Genomic DNA, 14,026 nt, shown 5'->3' on the forward strand with positions numbered 1-14,026 from the left:
GACCCTCCTTGTGTCAGATATGGATTATCTGACGCAGGTGGACGGCTGTTTCCTCCCCCTCGTCGGTCATCCAGGTCTCGTAACTGAAGTAGTCCGAATGACGGGGTGGTTTGGCCTGTTCATAGAGGTCGACCAAGCGAAACGTCAGCGGGTCCCCGCCAGCATTGGGCTGGATCGTGCCCCTTTGCGTTTCGTCGTCATACGTCGCGATCATACCTAAATAGATCATCTCTTTATCCTTATTCCTTGCGCGCAGGCGGAAAGAAGCGACCGCTGGTGCGCGGACTAAATGGCGAGATCTGGCGGGGAGCGGTTCCCATGGAAACGGGAAGAGGACCGTCGGAAACGACAGGTAGCTTCTCTTTATATGGGGGGGCGGCCATGCGAACAAGGGAAGAAGCGCGTTTGGGCGCTGCGGCTAGCGGGGATGCGCGCGATGGGGTGAAGAAGGAAGCCCGTCCTCAAGCAGCGAAGCGGTAGGACAAAAGGTCACGCAAGGCGGACATCGGCTATCACGAGATCGTCGCCGGCCACACCACGCCGAGCGAACTCAGGGCGCTGGTCGAGAGGTTGGTTCCGGCTCGATAGGGCCGCTGATTCTTGCGGAACCCAACACCCAGCCGGAAAGTTGGGCTAGCCATGAACCGCAAGCTTTTTCTTCTCGCGGCCATGCCTATTGCTCTGGCAGCAAGCGCATGCGTCGGGACCCCCGGCCCTGTCGGCAACCTCGCAGTTCCGGAGCCGGCCAAGCCCGTGGAGCTCAATGCCTATCTCGGTAAGTGGTATGAGTACGGACGCTACGAGGCGCCTTTCCAGAAGGGGTGCGAGGGGGTCACCGCGGAATATTCGCTGAGGGATGACGGCAAGATACGTGTGGTGAATTCCTGCTACGAGGACTCGCTTTCCGGCGAGTTTAGGCAGTCGACCGGCAGGGCCAAGATCGTCGAGGACAGCGAGGGCGCTAAGCTGAAAGTCAGCTTCTTTGGTCCCTTTTACGGCGACTACTGGGTGCTTGATCGCGGAGACGCTGGTGCCGATGGTCGGTATGACTGGTCGATAGTGGGCGAACCTAGCGGACGCTATCTGTGGATGCTCACCCGCGAAGCGCAGCCAAACCCAGCCACTCGCGCAATGCTGGAACAGCGCGCAAAGGGACTAGGCTATGACTGGAGCCTCGTGAGGTTGACCGAGCAGCCTGCAGGATAAACAAGAGGGATCAGCCCTCCCCAACTCGGTCCTTTTGAGTTGGACGGGCCGAACCGGATCACGCTGTTCCGGTTTCATCCTCCGGCAAATACAACTTCTCGCCCTTCTCGCGGTACACCTCGCTCATCTCCTCCATGCCCTTCTGCGCTTCCTCGGCCTCTTCGGCTGAGGTCTCGCGCTTGATATTCTCGGTCGCGAGGTAGCTGTCCGAGTTCTGCTTTGCGGCGAAGTCGCGCACTTCCTGCGTGATCTTCATCGAGCAGAATTTCGGGCCGCACATGGAGCAGAAGTGGGCGGTCTTGGCGCCTTCTGCGGGGAGGGTCTGGTCGTGATATTGCTCGGCCGTGTCGGGGTCGAGGCTGAGGTTGAACTGGTCGCGCCAGCGGAATTCGAAGCGGGCCTTGCTCAAGGCGTCGTCGCGGACCTTGGCGGCCGGGTGGCCCTTGGCGAGGTCGGCAGCGTGTGCGGCGAGCTTGTAGGTCACCACGCCCACCTTCACATCGTCGCGGTCGGGAAGGCCGAGGTGTTCCTTGGGCGTGACGTAGCAGAGCATGGCGGTGCCGTACCAGCCGATCTGCGCCGCGCCGATGCCGCTGGTGATGTGGTCGTATCCCGGCGCGATATCGGTGACGAGGGGGCCAAGCGTGTAGAAGGGCGCTTCGCCGCAGGCTTCTAGCTGCTTGTCCATGTTCTCCTTGATCTTGTGCATCGGCACGTGGCCGGGGCCTTCGATCATCACCTGCACGTCCTGTTCCCAGGCGCGCTTGGTAAGCTCGCCCAGCGTGTAGAGCTCGGCGAACTGGGCTTCGTCGTTCGCATCGGCGATGGAGCCGGGGCGCAGACCATCGCCCAGCGAATAGGCGATGTCATAGGCCTTCATGATCTCGGTGATCTCGTCGAAGCGCTCGTAGAGGAAGCTCTCCTTGTGATGCGCGAGGCACCATTTCGCCATGATAGAGCCGCCGCGCGACACGATGCCGGTGACGCGCTTGGCGGTCATCGGGACATAGGGCAGGCGGACCCCTGCGTGGATGGTGAAATAGTCGACGCCCTGTTCGGCCTGTTCGATCAGCGTGTCGCGGAAGATTTCCCAGGTGAGGTCTTCGGCAATACCGCCGACCTTTTCGAGCGCCTGGTAGATCGGCACGGTGCCGATGGGGACGGGCGAGTTGCGGATGATCCATTCGCGCGTGTCGTGGATGTTGCGGCCCGTGGAAAGGTCCATGACCGTGTCCGCGCCCCAGCGGATTGACCAGACCATCTTGTCGACCTCGCTCGCCACGTCGGAGGCCACGGCGGAATTGCCGATATTGGCGTTGATCTTGACGAGGAAGTTGCGCCCGATCGCCATGGGTTCCGTTTCGGGGTGGTTGATGTTGTTCGGAATGATCGCGCGGCCGCGGGCGACCTCGTCGCGCACGAACTCGGGGGTGACGTAATCGGGCACGCTGGCGCCCCAAGGCTGGCCGTCATTGCGTGCTTCGAGACGCGCGGCTTCCTCGCGCAGCATTTCGCGGCCGAGGTTCTCGCGCTCGGCGACATATTCCATCTCGGGCGTGATGATGCCGCGCTTGGCGTAGTGCATCTGGCTGACGTTCATGCCGGGCTTGGCGCGCAGCACCTTCTTCGCGACATTGGGGAATGCCGGGACGCCGCCCGACCGGTCGGGGCCGAGCTGGCCGTTGTCTTCCGGCTTTACTTCGCGCGCGTCGTATTCCTCGACATCGCCGCGCGCGAGGATCCACTCGCGGCGCTTCTGTTCGAGACCCTGCCGGATGTCGATCGTGGCATCGGGATCGGTGTAGGGGCCGGAAGTGTCGTAGACGCGCACCGAAGGCTCGCCGCCCTCGAGATCGATCTCGCGCATGGCGACCTGGATCCCGCTGCCGCTCTTCGCGCCGACATGGATCTTGCGGCTGCCACGGATGGGCCCGGTGGTGACGCCGATGTCGAATTTGCTGTTGATGTCGGCCATGCGAGTGCTCTCTCCATAAGGCAGAGGAAGAGCGGATTTCACGCGCCGCTCCACTCCCTCCGCCGATGCTAATCGGTTCAGGTTCGACGGGTCGGGCGGTGCTACGCGCCCCTCTCAGCCAAGCGGCTCCCCGGGGATGGCAATTCCCTAGGCCCGGTGCGGAGCCGAGTCCAGTAACGAAGCGCTACCCGTGCGTGCTCGCGGCCTGCCATTCGGCGATTGCGTCGATCGGGAAGAGCAGCATGATCACGTTGAGCGTCAGATTGTCGCGCACCACCAGCGCGGCAACCACCTCGCCGATCAGCGCCAGCGCTACCGTCAGCTTCACCGGCAGGCGCAGCGCGAGCCAGAAGCCGAAAGCCATCCAGCCGATGTCGGCGGCCGAGTTGAGCACGCTGTCGCCCGAATAGCCGAAGTTCGCGGTAACCGAGCGGAAGCGCTCGATAACCATGGGCGTGTTCTCGGCGACTTCCCAGGCCGCCTCGAGGAACACCGCGAGAGGTAGCCCCCAGCGCTTGGCAGCGTCTGCCCCGCCCAGCCCCCGGCGCACGAACAGCCAGTAGCCGAAGGCATAGAAGATCATGCCGTGGATGATGTGGCTGGGCGTGTACCAGTCGGAAATGTGCTGGCTGTTGCCGGCATCGTTGATCTGGCCGTGCCACAGCTTCACATATCCGCATTCGCAGATCGGCGGGCGATCCATCGCGAGGAGGACGAGGATCGCGGCAACCGTAATGCCGAGCGAGACGAGGATCGCAGTGCGACCGGGTGCGAGCTTTCCCATGAGCGGAAGGAATGGCGCGGCACCCGCACTTTGGCAAGCAAGGGCATGTGGATGAAAATGCGTGGCTTTCGGAGCGCATCGGCAATCCATGCCGCGTAACTGTTGACCTCTATGGCCTGCGCCCTTGATCGGCGGGGTCAGGACCTGTTCACTTGCCAGCCTGATATCCCCGGTCGGAACTCCGGCCCTGCCCGGGTAAAATGCCCTAGCCTTCACGACGCGAGACTATCCCGACATGACCGAATTTCCGCCCTCGGCCAGCACCGACGCACCCGAAGCCGCCGAGACTGCCAAGCGCGGCGCGTTCACGCGCTTCCTCGACGGTGTCGAATGGCTCGGCAACCTGCTGCCCCATCCGGTCACGCTGTTTGCGCTTCTGGCATTGGGCATCGTGTTGCTGTCGGGCGTGTTCGGGTATTTCGGCGTGGCGGTGGTCGACCCCAGGCCCGCGGGCGCACCGGGCGTGGCCGATGACGGCATGATCCGCGCGGTCAGCCTGCTCGACGGCGACGGTGTGCGGCGCATCTTCACCGGGCTGGTCGACAACTTCACCGGCTTCGCGCCGCTCGGCGTCGTCCTCGTCGCCATGCTCGGCGTGGGTGTCGCGGAGAAATCAGGCCTGCTGAGCGCTGCCGTGCGCTCGATGGTGCTGAACGCCCCGCCCAAGCTCGTTACCGTGGCCATCGTCTTCGCCGGTATCATCTCGAACACCGCGAGCGAGGTCGGCTACGTCGTGCTGATCCCGCTGGGCGGCGCGATCTATTACGCGCTCGGCCGGCATCCGCTCGCGGGCATGGCAGCGGCCTTCGCCGGGGTCTCCGGAGGCTATTCGGCCAATCTGCTGATCGGCACCATCGACCCGCTGCTGGCCGGGATCACGCAGGAAGCCGCCCAGCTGATCGATCCCGAATACACCGTGCTGGCGACGGCGAACTGGTACTTCATGTTCGCTTCCACCTTCCTCATCACCGCGATCGCGAGCTTCGTCAGCATCTACATCGTCGAGCCCAAACTCGGCGCCTATGATGCGTCCAAGGCCGATCCGACCATCCTCGACGATCACATGATGAGCCCGCTCGAAGAGCAGGAGCGCAAGGGCCTGCGCTGGGCGGGCATCGCGTTGCTCGGCGTGCTCGGCCTGATGGCTCTCACCCTCGTTCCCGAATGGGGCATCCTGCGCAATGCGGAGACCGGCGACCGGATGGATTCGCCCTTCTTCGACGGTTTCGTGGTCTGGATCCTGATCTTCTTCGTCGCGATAGGCTATGCCTATGGCCGTGCCGCCGGCACGATGAAGACCGACCGCGACATCATCGATGCCATGTCCGGCGCTCTCTCGAGCCTCGGCCTCTATATCGTACTGGTGTTCTTCGCCGCGCAGTTCGTCGCCTTTTTCGGCTGGACGAACCTCGGCGCGATCACGGCAGTGACGGGCGCGAACTTCCTCGTCGAGACGGGCATGACCGGGCCGATGGTGTTCTTCCTGTTCATCCTGCTGTGCGCGATCATCAACCTCTCGCTCGGCTCGGCCAGCGCGCAATGGGCGGTCACCGCACCGATCTTCGTGCCGATGCTGATGCTGATCGGCTATGCGCCCGAAGCCATCCAGGCTGCCTATCGCATCGGCGATTCCACCACCAACATCATCACCCCGATGATGAGCTATTTCGGTCTCATCCTCGCCTGGGCGACGCGCTACCAGAAGGACCTTGGCGTGGGCACGATGATCGCGATGATGCTGCCCTATACGATGTTCTTCATCGTCGCCTGGTCGCTGTTCTTCTACCTGTGGACCTTCGTCCTCGGCCTGCCCGTGGGCCCGGGCTCGCCGACCTACTACGCACAGTAAAGGGCCGCGGCTCGCCCGCGTCCTGATGCTGCTGCAATGTGGGAGAATGGATGCCCCGTGAGGATTCGAACCTCAATTGACGGAGTCAGAGTCCGCAGTCTTACCATTAGACGACGGGGCATCAGCTGCGGAGTGCCGGCGTTGAGAATCGCGTGGCGACCGCAAGAGAGGCCGCGCATCTAGTTTCGTGTGCGCGCAAGGTCAACCCCGCCGAGACGCCTTTGGCTTGCCCCTCGCGCTTTGCGTCGCTAGCGTTGGTCCCAGGTCCCCGTGCGAGGTGGTTCGCACGGGAGGAATAACGAAAGATACCCCATGGCGGATCAGGTTCCGCCGGACACAAAACGGGGCCAGGAACACAAACGGGGCGGCACGTCCGGCAAGGTAGCCGATTTCCGCTACAAGCGCCCCTCCAGGCCCAACGGCAAAGGTGGCTCAGGCCGCGCAGCGAAATCGCGCGCGAAGCAGGCCCAGGACAAACCGGCTTTCCAGCAAAACGAGCCACCGCGCGCGCGCCGTCAGGCCTATGCCGCGCTCGACCTCGGCACGAACAATTGCCGCCTGCTGATCGCTCGCCCATCGGGCGAGAACTTTACCGTGATCGATGCCTTCAGCCGCGTGGTGCGGCTTGGCGAAGGCCTCGCGGCGAGCGGGCGGCTGTCCGACGACGCGATGGAGCGCACCCTGTCGGCCCTTCACGTCTGCGCTGAGAAATTGCGTCGCCGCCATGTCCACCTTGCGCGCTCGGTCGCCACCGAAGCCTGCCGTAGGGCGTCGAACGGCGAGGAATTCATTGAGCGCGTGCGCAAGGAAACCGGCATCGCGCTCGACATCATCTCCGCACAGGAAGAAGCCCGCCTCGCGGTCCTCGGCTGCCACGTACTGCTCGAAGACGGAGCCGGTCCGGCGATCATTTTCGATATCGGCGGCGGTTCGACCGAACTGGTGCTCGTCGAACCCAGCGGGGCCGTACCGCGCATTCTCGACTGGATGAGTGTGCCATGGGGTGTCGTGTCGCTGACCGACACCATCACCGGTTCGGACGATACCGAGGAACTGCGGCTCGATCGCTATCGCCGCATGCGCGAGACCGTGCTGAACAGCTTCAAGCCTTTCGCCAAGCGCATCCGTGAATTCGCAAACGGGCCCGAGCCGATCCGGCTGCTCGGCACCAGTGGCACGGTGACGACGCTCGCCAGCCTGCATCTCGAATTGCCGCAATATGACCGCCGCGCGGTCGACGGGTTGATCGTCAAGAGCAGGCACATGCGCGACATTTCAGCGAAGCTGTCGCACATGAGCGGGCCCGACAGGCGCCAGTTGCCCTGCATCGGTGACGACCGGGCGAACCTCGTGGTCGCAGGCTGTGCGATCTTGGAGAGCATTCTCGACATCTGGCCTTCGGAAACGCTTGGCGTGGCCGATCGCGGGATCCGCGAGGGCATCCTGCGCAGCCTGATGGCGGCCGATGCCGACGGCGAGCGCAGCCGCGCGGCCCTCCAACGCATGCGGGAGCAAGACGTATGAGCCGCTCGGGCAAGGACAAGGACACGCGGGTCCGCACTGCGAAGAAGCGGAGCGAATCCTCAACGCGCTGGCTGCAGCGTCAGCTCAACGATCCCTACGTGAAGCAGGCCAAGGCGGACGGCTATCGCAGCCGGGCGGCCTACAAGCTGATCGAAATGGACGAGAAGTTCGGCCTGCTGAAAGGCGCAAACAGGATCGTCGATCTTGGGATCACGCCAGGAGGATGGAGCCAAGTCGCGCGCAAGGTGAAGCCCAAGGCTCATGTCGTGGGCATCGACCTGCTTGAGACCGAGCCGATCGAGGGCGTGACGATCTTCCAGATGGATTTCATGGACGACGACGCGCCGCGCATTCTCGAAGAAGCGCTGGGCGGCAAGGCCGACCTAGTGATGAGCGACATGGCCGCCAACACCGTCGGCCACAAGCAGACCGATCACCTGCGAACCATGGGCCTCGTCGAGGCCGCGGCTTGGTTCGCGGTCGAAAATCTTGAAAAGGGCGGGACTTTCCTCGCTAAGGTGCTCGCTGGCGGGACCGACAAGGACCTGCTCGACCTGCTCAAGAAACACTTCAAGACCGTGAAGCACGCCAAGCCGCCCGCCAGCCGCAAGGGCTCGAGCGAGTGGTACGTCATCGCGCAGGGCTTCAAGGGCTAGGACACAAAAAACCCCGCTCGAAGGCGGGGTTTCTCGTATAGCTTTGGAAGCGCAGATCAGTCGATCTTGGTCGCGCCTTCGTTGTCGCCTGCAGCGTTGGCCGAAGGGACCGGCTCGTCGGCGCCCATGGCACCGGCGGCTTCGGCTTCGGTCGGCTCTTCGCCTGCAACAGCAGGTGCGGCTTCTTCTTCAGCCGGGACGAATTCGGGCTTGGCCGGAGCGCCGCCGAAGGTCGCCATGTATTCCATGACATTGGCGCGGTCTTCGATCTTCGAGAGACCGGCGAAGCTCATCTTGGTGCCGTTGGCGAAACCGCGCGGGCTGATGAGCCACTCGTTCATGTTTTCCCAGGTCCACTGGCCGCCCTTGTCGGACAGGGCAGAGGAGTAAGCGAAGCCGGCAGCGCCGCCGCCGATGGCCTTGCCCATGATGCCGTAAAGGTTCGGGCCGATGCCATTCGCACCGCCCTGCTCGATCGAGTGACATGCCGAGCACTTGGCCCAGACACGCTCGCCGGCAGCCGCATCGGCGGTCTGCAGGACTTCTGCGAGGCTCGGGCCGGTCTCGACCGGGCCTACGGTTTCACCCTGCACGAAATAGCCGGGCTCCTGATCCTCGGGATAATCGTAGCTGTCGGCGTGGAAATACAGGCCCGATGCGATCGAAGCGCCTAGCGCGACGATGCCCGAGAAGAGAACCCAGCCGGAAGTGGTGTTAAAACGATCGTCCATTGCGTGATTGCCTGCAAGAATCCGTGTGATCTGTGACTTGGGCGTCGCTCTAGTGCCGCAAGGCCCCATACGCAAGTGCCGTGGCATGTCTTTGGCGCAATAGCGCTTGCGGCGGGTGAAATGACCGCTAACACGCATCCCCCATGCGTACTTTTGCCAAGCCCGCCATCGACATGGTCGACACGATGCGAACCGCCGCAGCGGCCGACCCTGCGCGCGCGATCGCTTTCGGCGGCGCGCCGGGTTCGAACTCGCACCAGGCGGCCATGCAGTTCGATCCCGAATGCCTGCCCCTGCCCTTCCTCGGCTTCGAGGACGCGCTCGACGCGGTGAAGCAGGGCAATGCGGGCTGCGCGATGATCCCGATCGAGAACAGCCAGCATGGCCGCGTGTCGGACATCCACTTCCTGCTGCCCGAAAGCGGGCTGTCGATCGTGGCAGAGCATTTCATGCGCATCACCCACTCGCTAATGGCGACCGGCCCCGGCCCGTTCGAAGCGGCCTACAGCCATCCGCAAGCGCTCGGCCAGTCGCGCCACTTCCTGCAGGAACGCGGCATCGTCGCCCTGACCCACGCCGATACTGCGGGTGCGGCGGCCTATGTCGCCGAGATGCAGGATCCGCGTTTCTGCGCCATCGCCCCGCCCATGGCCGCCGAGCTCTACGGGCTCGATATCATCGAGGAAGCGGTCGAGGACGCGCATGACAACACCACGCGCTTCGTCGTCCTCGCGAAGGAACCGCGCGATCCCGCCGGGATCGAGGCCGATCAGACAATGACCACCTTCATCTTCGAGGTGAAGAACATCCCCGCTGCGCTCTACAAGGCGCTCGGCTGCTTTGCGACCAATGGCGTGAACATGACCAAGCTCGAAAGCTACCAGAAGGGCGCAAGCTTTGCCGCAACGCGCTTCTATGCCGATATCGAGGGCGCGCCAGGCGATCCGCGGGTCGATGCCGCGCTCGAGGAACTCGCGTTCCAGACCAACGAAGTCCGCCTCCTCGGCAGCTACGCCCAGGCGCGCAAGCGGGGCTGAAGCTCGTCCTCCGACCTACCGCTTCGCTGCATCAGGCCGGGGCTGACATATAGGTTTCATATTGCTATCCATTCGCTCGGAAGGGAGTGGAGGATGCAGAAAGCCCTCAAGGCAGTGCTGTGGCTCTTGCCGTTGATTTTCGGCGTAGGCTTTCTGGCGCCGGTGATCGCCGAGGGCCTTGTGGCGGCGGGCATCGCGGCACCATTCGGTCTCGGCGCGCTGACCTTCGGCTTGCTCGTCGGCGGCGCTTGGGGCGCTTTCGCGACGGTCACGGGACGCTGGATATGAACGCGCCAGTCACCATTCCCACCGATCTCTCGGCGCTGTCGGACGCGGAACTGCGCAAGCTCGAGAACAAGATCGCCCGCAAGCATTCGGGCATGTTTCCCTGGGGCATAGTGGCATGGGCCTTCGGCAATCTCGCCGTATGGCTCGCGCTCTGGCCGCTTGTGATCCTCGACGCCATCCCGCTGTGGCTGGGCTTTATCGTCGCGACGATAAACATCTCTCTCGTCTACCTGCCCACGCATGACGCGCAGCATCACATCATCGCGCGGCCCGGACAGAAGCTCTACTGGCTGAACGAGCTGGTCGGCCACGCCACCAGCTGGGTCATGGTCTATCCTTACGAAGTCCTGCGCGTCACGCACATGGACCATCACAGGCACACCAATGATCCCGACCTCGACGTCGACATCACCAGCCATGCGGACAATGCCCGGGCTGCAATCTGGGAAACTGTCCGCCAGCGCCAACCGAACGGGAAGCGCCCAGGCGATTACCTGCGCTGCCTCGAGCGTCACGGCCGGCTGGACCTGATCCTCCTCGCGATCGGATACCGGCTCGGCTTCTATGCGATCCTGATCGCGCTCGCTTGGAGCGGCCTTGCGCTCGAAGCCTTCTTCCTCTGGTGGCTGCCCTACCAGATCGCGATCACCTACATCCTGTTCTTCTTGTCATGGGCGCCACACAGTCCGGGCATGGGACAGGGCCGCTATCGCGATACGAAGAACTGGCGCTCGAAGGTCGGGAATATTCTCAGCATGGGCATGCAGTATCACGTGGTCCATCACCTGCATCCCTACATCCCGCTCATGCGCACGCCGGCGGCCTATCGCGAGATGAGGCCCATCCTCGAAGCGCGCGGCGTCCAGCTGGAGATGTAGGCCGGACGCCTGCGCCCGGCCCCCATCCTGTTCGCGTCAGTCGCGCCAGACGAGGCGCTTGATAAGCACATCGCCCAGGACCTTGCGATATTTAGCGCGGTCGCCGCTTTCGGCCTGAAGCTGCTGGATGTTGCGCTGCATGTATTCGCGCATCTGCCGGTTGCGCGCTTCCCATTCCTCGTTGCTTTCGAACTCGTCGAAACGCGTGATCAGCCACATGTCGGGCTCGTCGGCACGGCCGTGGGTGTTCGACCAGATCTCGTAGCTTTCGATCCAGCCTTGCGAGACGGCGTAGTCCATGCGCTTGCGCCATTCGGTGGCAAGCCAGGTAGCATACTTCAGTCCGCCACCGTCTTCGATACTGATCCCGGTAACTTCGATCCATTCCGCGCCAGTCAGCGGATACTGGTCCTGCGCAGACGCGGCCTGCGGCATGGCAAAGGCCAGCGCCGAAGCGATCAGGGCGGATTTCATCAAGTGTTTCATGCGGGTGACTCCCCTCGTTGAGTGCTGCGACCCAAGAGCGGCGTCAGGGCCATCACGGCCCGATTGTTGTAAGATTATTCCCCAACGCGGCACGAAATCTGCGCCCAGCTTCGCGCCGAGTCAAAGCGCTACGGCAAGCCGTTGCGAAATCGATGTTTTAGGGCGGCAACGTGCGGCGTTGTGCGCCGCAGCAGAATCGAAAGCCTACTCGTCGCCGTAGATCGCGACCTCGTTCACGCCTTCGCTGGTCGCACGGCCCCGGTACATGCCCGCGGTGTTGAAGCTGTAGAGAGCATGGCCATCGGGCGTGACGACGATCACGCCGCCGTCGCCGCCAAGCGCCTTGACCTCTGCCATGACACTATCAGCCGCCCACTGCACCTCGTCCTCGGGCAATTGGCCGCTGATGTAGATCACGTCTCTCTCTTCCGCCCGTGCTACGGCTTCCATCGCGACGGCGACATCTTCGTCTTCCACCTTCTGCGCCATGCGCAGCCGCGTACAGATCTCGTGCGCCACGCCGACACGGATGAAATACTCGCCCCAGCCGGTCGCCGAAACGGCGCAACTGCGGTTGTCGGCATAGGTGCCCGCGCCGATGATCGGGGCATCGCCGATACGGCCCCACCGCTTGCCCGTCATCCCGCCGGTTGAGGTTCCCGCAGCCATGTTACCCTCCATGTCCAGCGCGACCGCCCCGACCGTGCCGAACTTGATATCGACATCGAGCGCGGAAAGCTGGCGCGCCTTCATCCGCTCGAGCGCCTCGCGGCGGCTGTCGGTGTCGAAATATTCGCCCGGCACCATTTCGAGGCCCTCTTCCGACGCGAAGGTTTCCGCGCCCTCGCCAGCCAGCATCACATGCGGACTGTCGGTCATGATCTTGCGTGCGAGCAGGATCGGATTGCGGATATTGGTGACACCTGCGACAGCGCCGGCATCGCGGTTGCGCCCGTCCATGATCGAAGCGTCGAGCTCGTGCCCGCCCTCCCAGGTATAAACTGCCCCGCGCCCCGCGTTGAAGCGCGGATCGTCTTCCATCAGGAGGATCGCCGCCTCGATCGCATCCATCGCGTTGCCGCCTTCGGCGAGAATTTTCGAGCCCGCGTCGAGCGCTCGCTGGAGCGAGGCGCGGTACTCCGCCTCGGCCTCGGCGCTCATGTTTTCGCGGGCGATCGTGCCGGCGCCGCCGTGGATCGCGAACGACCATCTCGGCTCGTGGTCGTCGGCCTGCGCGGGCGTGGAAAGGGCGGCGATCACAAGCGCGAAAGCCGCAGCGAAACGGGTCGGGAATCCTCTCATCAGGCTGGGATAGCACGCAAAGTTATCCACTCAATCCCCACCCGCCCTTTTGGATAGAAACGACAAGCGTGATAGCCCTGACGCTACGGAAACCAATGGGGAGAGGTTTCATGATTTTCGACAGATATCGTTTCGACCAGCAACTCGCCATGGAGCTTGGAGAGAAGCTTCTATTCGCGGCGGTTGCGCTGCTCATCACCTGGCTTGCCGCGCGCGCAGCCAAATGGACTTTCGCAAAGCTTGTCGACACGGTCGACTTCTTCAAGCGCGGGACCGGAAACGGCCAGTCGCTGGGTGAATCGCTCGGCAAGATAGTATCCTTGCTAATCTGGCTGTTCGGCTTGCTCGTCATCCTGAACATCCTCGAGTTGGGCGGGGTCGCAGGACCTATCGACAGCCTGCTCGAGAACGTTGTCGACTTCCTGCCCAACCTGCTGTGGGCCGGACTGATCTTCTTCATCGGCATGATGGTGGCGCGGATCGTGCGCGATCTTGTGGTCACCACGCTGCAGACGGTGGACTTCGACAAGTGGGCCAATCGCGGCGGGGTGGACAATGTCACCGGCAATACCACCATCAGCAAGACCATCGGCACGATCGTGTACGTCCTGATCGCCATTCCGGTGGCGATCGCTGCGCTCGAACAGCTGGAAATCCAGTCGATCAGCGAACCTGCCTCCGACATGCTGCGGATGATCTTTGCAGCGATCCCGAACATTATCGCCGCGGCGATCCTGCTCGGCATCGGCTATCTCATCAGCCGTTTCGTGGTGCAGATCGTGAAGGAAGTGCTACCGGGGCTCGGTGTCGACCGGGCGTTGTCGGAAAGCGGCCTTGTCGCTGAAGGCACCACCGCAAGCGGGATCATCGCCCGTATCGCACAGGTGGCGATCATCCTGTTCTTTGCCATCGCCGCAACGCGCATCCTCGGCTTTCCCGAGCTGACCGCAATCCTCGACCAGCTGCTCGAGCTGGGTGGACGGGTCATCTTCGGCGCAGTCGTGATCGCCTTCGGCTTCCTGATCGCCAACCTGCTGGCCCGCCTTATCGCCGGCGATGCAGGCAGCAGTACGGCGGCGACCATCGTGCGCTGGGCAACCATCATCCTGTTCGTCTTCATGGGCCTGCAGTTCACCGGCATCGGCGGGATGATCCCGGCCAATGCGCTGACGATCCTGATCGCCGGCATCGCGGTGGCAGGCGCGCTTGCTTTCGGCCTTGGTGGCCGCGATTGGGCGGCGCGCAAGCTCGACCAGATGGACAATGACCTGGGAGGAACAGGTCCCAAGACCTGACCGACCGGACAAGAA

At 63.3% G+C, this 14,026-nt stretch carries 14 protein-coding genes, 1 tRNA gene and 1 riboswitch; of the genes, 8 read left to right on the forward strand and 7 right to left on the reverse strand.

What is annotated here, in order from left to right:
- Window positions 1-13: 13 nt before the first annotated feature.
- The gene (locus tag ACZ1G8_RS04235) at window positions 14-229 is read right to left on the reverse strand and encodes a cold-shock protein (protein ID WP_472680544.1); all 216 of its coding nucleotides are present in this window, start codon (window positions 227-229) and stop codon (window positions 14-16) included.
- Between the two features lie 440 nt (window positions 230-669).
- Here ACZ1G8_RS04235 and ACZ1G8_RS04240 point away from each other — a divergent pair, with 440 nt between their 5' ends.
- Window positions 670-1,206, forward strand: coding sequence for a lipocalin family protein (locus ACZ1G8_RS04240; RefSeq protein ID WP_472680545.1), 537 nt, complete (start codon window positions 670-672; stop codon window positions 1,204-1,206).
- Between the two features lie 58 nt (window positions 1,207-1,264).
- Here the strand turns inward: ACZ1G8_RS04240 and thiC are convergent, their stop codons facing one another.
- On the reverse strand, window positions 1,265-3,181 hold the full coding sequence (gene thiC, locus ACZ1G8_RS04245) for a phosphomethylpyrimidine synthase ThiC (protein WP_472680546.1): 1,917 nt from the start codon (window positions 3,179-3,181) through the stop codon (window positions 1,265-1,267).
- Window positions 3,182-3,217: 36 nt separating this feature from the next.
- Window positions 3,218-3,324, reverse strand: a riboswitch (TPP riboswitch).
- Window positions 3,325-3,365: 41 nt separating this feature from the next.
- Window positions 3,366-3,965: a DUF2585 family protein gene (locus tag ACZ1G8_RS04250; protein WP_472680547.1), complete on the reverse strand. Its 600-nt coding sequence runs from the start codon at window positions 3,963-3,965 to the stop codon at window positions 3,366-3,368.
- Window positions 3,966-4,200: 235 nt separating this feature from the next.
- Here ACZ1G8_RS04250 and ACZ1G8_RS04255 point away from each other — a divergent pair, with 235 nt between their 5' ends.
- Window positions 4,201-5,814: an AbgT family transporter gene (locus ACZ1G8_RS04255; protein ID WP_472680548.1), complete on the forward strand. Its 1,614-nt coding sequence runs from the start codon at window positions 4,201-4,203 to the stop codon at window positions 5,812-5,814.
- Between the two features lie 47 nt (window positions 5,815-5,861).
- Here the strand turns inward: ACZ1G8_RS04255 and ACZ1G8_RS04260 are convergent.
- Window positions 5,862-5,935: transfer RNA gene (locus ACZ1G8_RS04260), tRNA-Gln, on the reverse strand.
- 191 nt (window positions 5,936-6,126) lie between these two features.
- Between ACZ1G8_RS04260 and ACZ1G8_RS04265 the strand changes: the two genes are divergently transcribed.
- A complete protein-coding gene (locus ACZ1G8_RS04265) occupies window positions 6,127-7,338 on the forward strand; it encodes a Ppx/GppA phosphatase family protein (protein WP_472680549.1) in 1,212 nt (403 codons plus the stop codon).
- The gene (locus tag ACZ1G8_RS04270; protein ID WP_472680550.1) at window positions 7,335-7,994 is read left to right on the forward strand and encodes an RlmE family RNA methyltransferase; all 660 of its coding nucleotides are present in this window, start codon (window positions 7,335-7,337) and stop codon (window positions 7,992-7,994) included. The genes ACZ1G8_RS04265 and ACZ1G8_RS04270 overlap by 4 nt, the downstream gene beginning before the upstream one ends.
- Before the next feature lie 56 nt (window positions 7,995-8,050).
- Here ACZ1G8_RS04270 and ACZ1G8_RS04275 read toward each other — a convergent pair whose 3' ends face one another.
- Complete coding sequence (locus ACZ1G8_RS04275; protein ID WP_472680551.1) at window positions 8,051-8,725, reverse strand: c-type cytochrome; 675 nt, start codon at window positions 8,723-8,725, stop codon at window positions 8,051-8,053.
- Between the two features lie 143 nt (window positions 8,726-8,868).
- Between ACZ1G8_RS04275 and ACZ1G8_RS04280 the strand changes: the two genes are divergently transcribed.
- The 3 genes from ACZ1G8_RS04280 (at window position 8,869) to ACZ1G8_RS04290 (ending at window position 10,928) form a co-directional block, all read left to right on the forward strand.
- Window positions 8,869-9,762, forward strand: a complete 894-nt coding sequence (locus tag ACZ1G8_RS04280; RefSeq protein ID WP_472680552.1) for a prephenate dehydratase — start codon at window positions 8,869-8,871, stop codon at window positions 9,760-9,762.
- Between the two features lie 93 nt (window positions 9,763-9,855).
- Complete coding sequence (locus ACZ1G8_RS04285) at window positions 9,856-10,050, forward strand: hypothetical protein (protein WP_472680553.1); 195 nt, start codon at window positions 9,856-9,858, stop codon at window positions 10,048-10,050.
- Window positions 10,047-10,928, forward strand: coding sequence for a fatty acid desaturase (locus ACZ1G8_RS04290; RefSeq protein ID WP_472680554.1), 882 nt, complete (start codon window positions 10,047-10,049; stop codon window positions 10,926-10,928). Before ACZ1G8_RS04285 ends, ACZ1G8_RS04290 begins: the two co-directional genes overlap by 4 nt.
- A gap of 36 nt (window positions 10,929-10,964) precedes the next feature.
- Here ACZ1G8_RS04290 and ACZ1G8_RS04295 read toward each other — a convergent pair whose 3' ends face one another.
- Entirely contained in the window at window positions 10,965-11,414 is a 450-nt protein-coding gene (locus ACZ1G8_RS04295; RefSeq protein ID WP_222404084.1) for a hypothetical protein, read from the reverse strand.
- A gap of 204 nt (window positions 11,415-11,618) precedes the next feature.
- Window positions 11,619-12,716, reverse strand: a complete 1,098-nt coding sequence (locus tag ACZ1G8_RS04300; RefSeq protein ID WP_472681191.1) for an isoaspartyl peptidase/L-asparaginase family protein — start codon at window positions 12,714-12,716, stop codon at window positions 11,619-11,621.
- 110 nt (window positions 12,717-12,826) lie between these two features.
- On the opposite strand from ACZ1G8_RS04300, the gene ACZ1G8_RS04305 reads away from it, so the two are divergent.
- On the forward strand, window positions 12,827-14,011 hold the full coding sequence (locus tag ACZ1G8_RS04305; protein ID WP_472680555.1) for a mechanosensitive ion channel: 1,185 nt from the start codon (window positions 12,827-12,829) through the stop codon (window positions 14,009-14,011).
- Window positions 14,012-14,026: the final 15 nt, after the last annotated feature.

This window comes from Qipengyuania sp. BR81-2, from assembly GCF_055693895.1.

Bases quoted from the DNA above. Each gene is read 5' to 3' on its own strand.
- ACZ1G8_RS04235 (WP_472680544.1), bottom strand. From the start codon at position 229: ATGATCTATTTAGGTATGATCGCGACGTATGACGACGAAACGCAAAGG.
- ACZ1G8_RS04240 (WP_472680545.1), top strand. From the start codon at position 670: ATGCCTATTGCTCTGGCAGCAAGCGCATGCGTCGGGACCCCCGGCCCT.
- thiC (WP_472680546.1), bottom strand. From the start codon at position 3,181: ATGGCCGACATCAACAGCAAATTCGACATCGGCGTCACCACCGGGCCC.
- ACZ1G8_RS04250 (WP_472680547.1), bottom strand. From the start codon at position 3,965: ATGGGAAAGCTCGCACCCGGTCGCACTGCGATCCTCGTCTCGCTCGGC.
- ACZ1G8_RS04255 (WP_472680548.1), top strand. From the start codon at position 4,201: ATGACCGAATTTCCGCCCTCGGCCAGCACCGACGCACCCGAAGCCGCC.
- ACZ1G8_RS04265 (WP_472680549.1), top strand. From the start codon at position 6,127: ATGGCGGATCAGGTTCCGCCGGACACAAAACGGGGCCAGGAACACAAA.
- ACZ1G8_RS04270 (WP_472680550.1), top strand. From the start codon at position 7,335: ATGAGCCGCTCGGGCAAGGACAAGGACACGCGGGTCCGCACTGCGAAG.
- ACZ1G8_RS04275 (WP_472680551.1), bottom strand. From the start codon at position 8,725: ATGGACGATCGTTTTAACACCACTTCCGGCTGGGTTCTCTTCTCGGGC.
- ACZ1G8_RS04280 (WP_472680552.1), top strand. From the start codon at position 8,869: ATGCGTACTTTTGCCAAGCCCGCCATCGACATGGTCGACACGATGCGA.
- ACZ1G8_RS04285 (WP_472680553.1), top strand. From the start codon at position 9,856: ATGCAGAAAGCCCTCAAGGCAGTGCTGTGGCTCTTGCCGTTGATTTTC.
- ACZ1G8_RS04290 (WP_472680554.1), top strand. From the start codon at position 10,047: ATGAACGCGCCAGTCACCATTCCCACCGATCTCTCGGCGCTGTCGGAC.
- ACZ1G8_RS04295 (WP_222404084.1), bottom strand. From the start codon at position 11,414: ATGAAACACTTGATGAAATCCGCCCTGATCGCTTCGGCGCTGGCCTTT.
- ACZ1G8_RS04300 (WP_472681191.1), bottom strand. From the start codon at position 12,716: ATGAGAGGATTCCCGACCCGTTTCGCTGCGGCTTTCGCGCTTGTGATC.
- ACZ1G8_RS04305 (WP_472680555.1), top strand. From the start codon at position 12,827: ATGATTTTCGACAGATATCGTTTCGACCAGCAACTCGCCATGGAGCTT.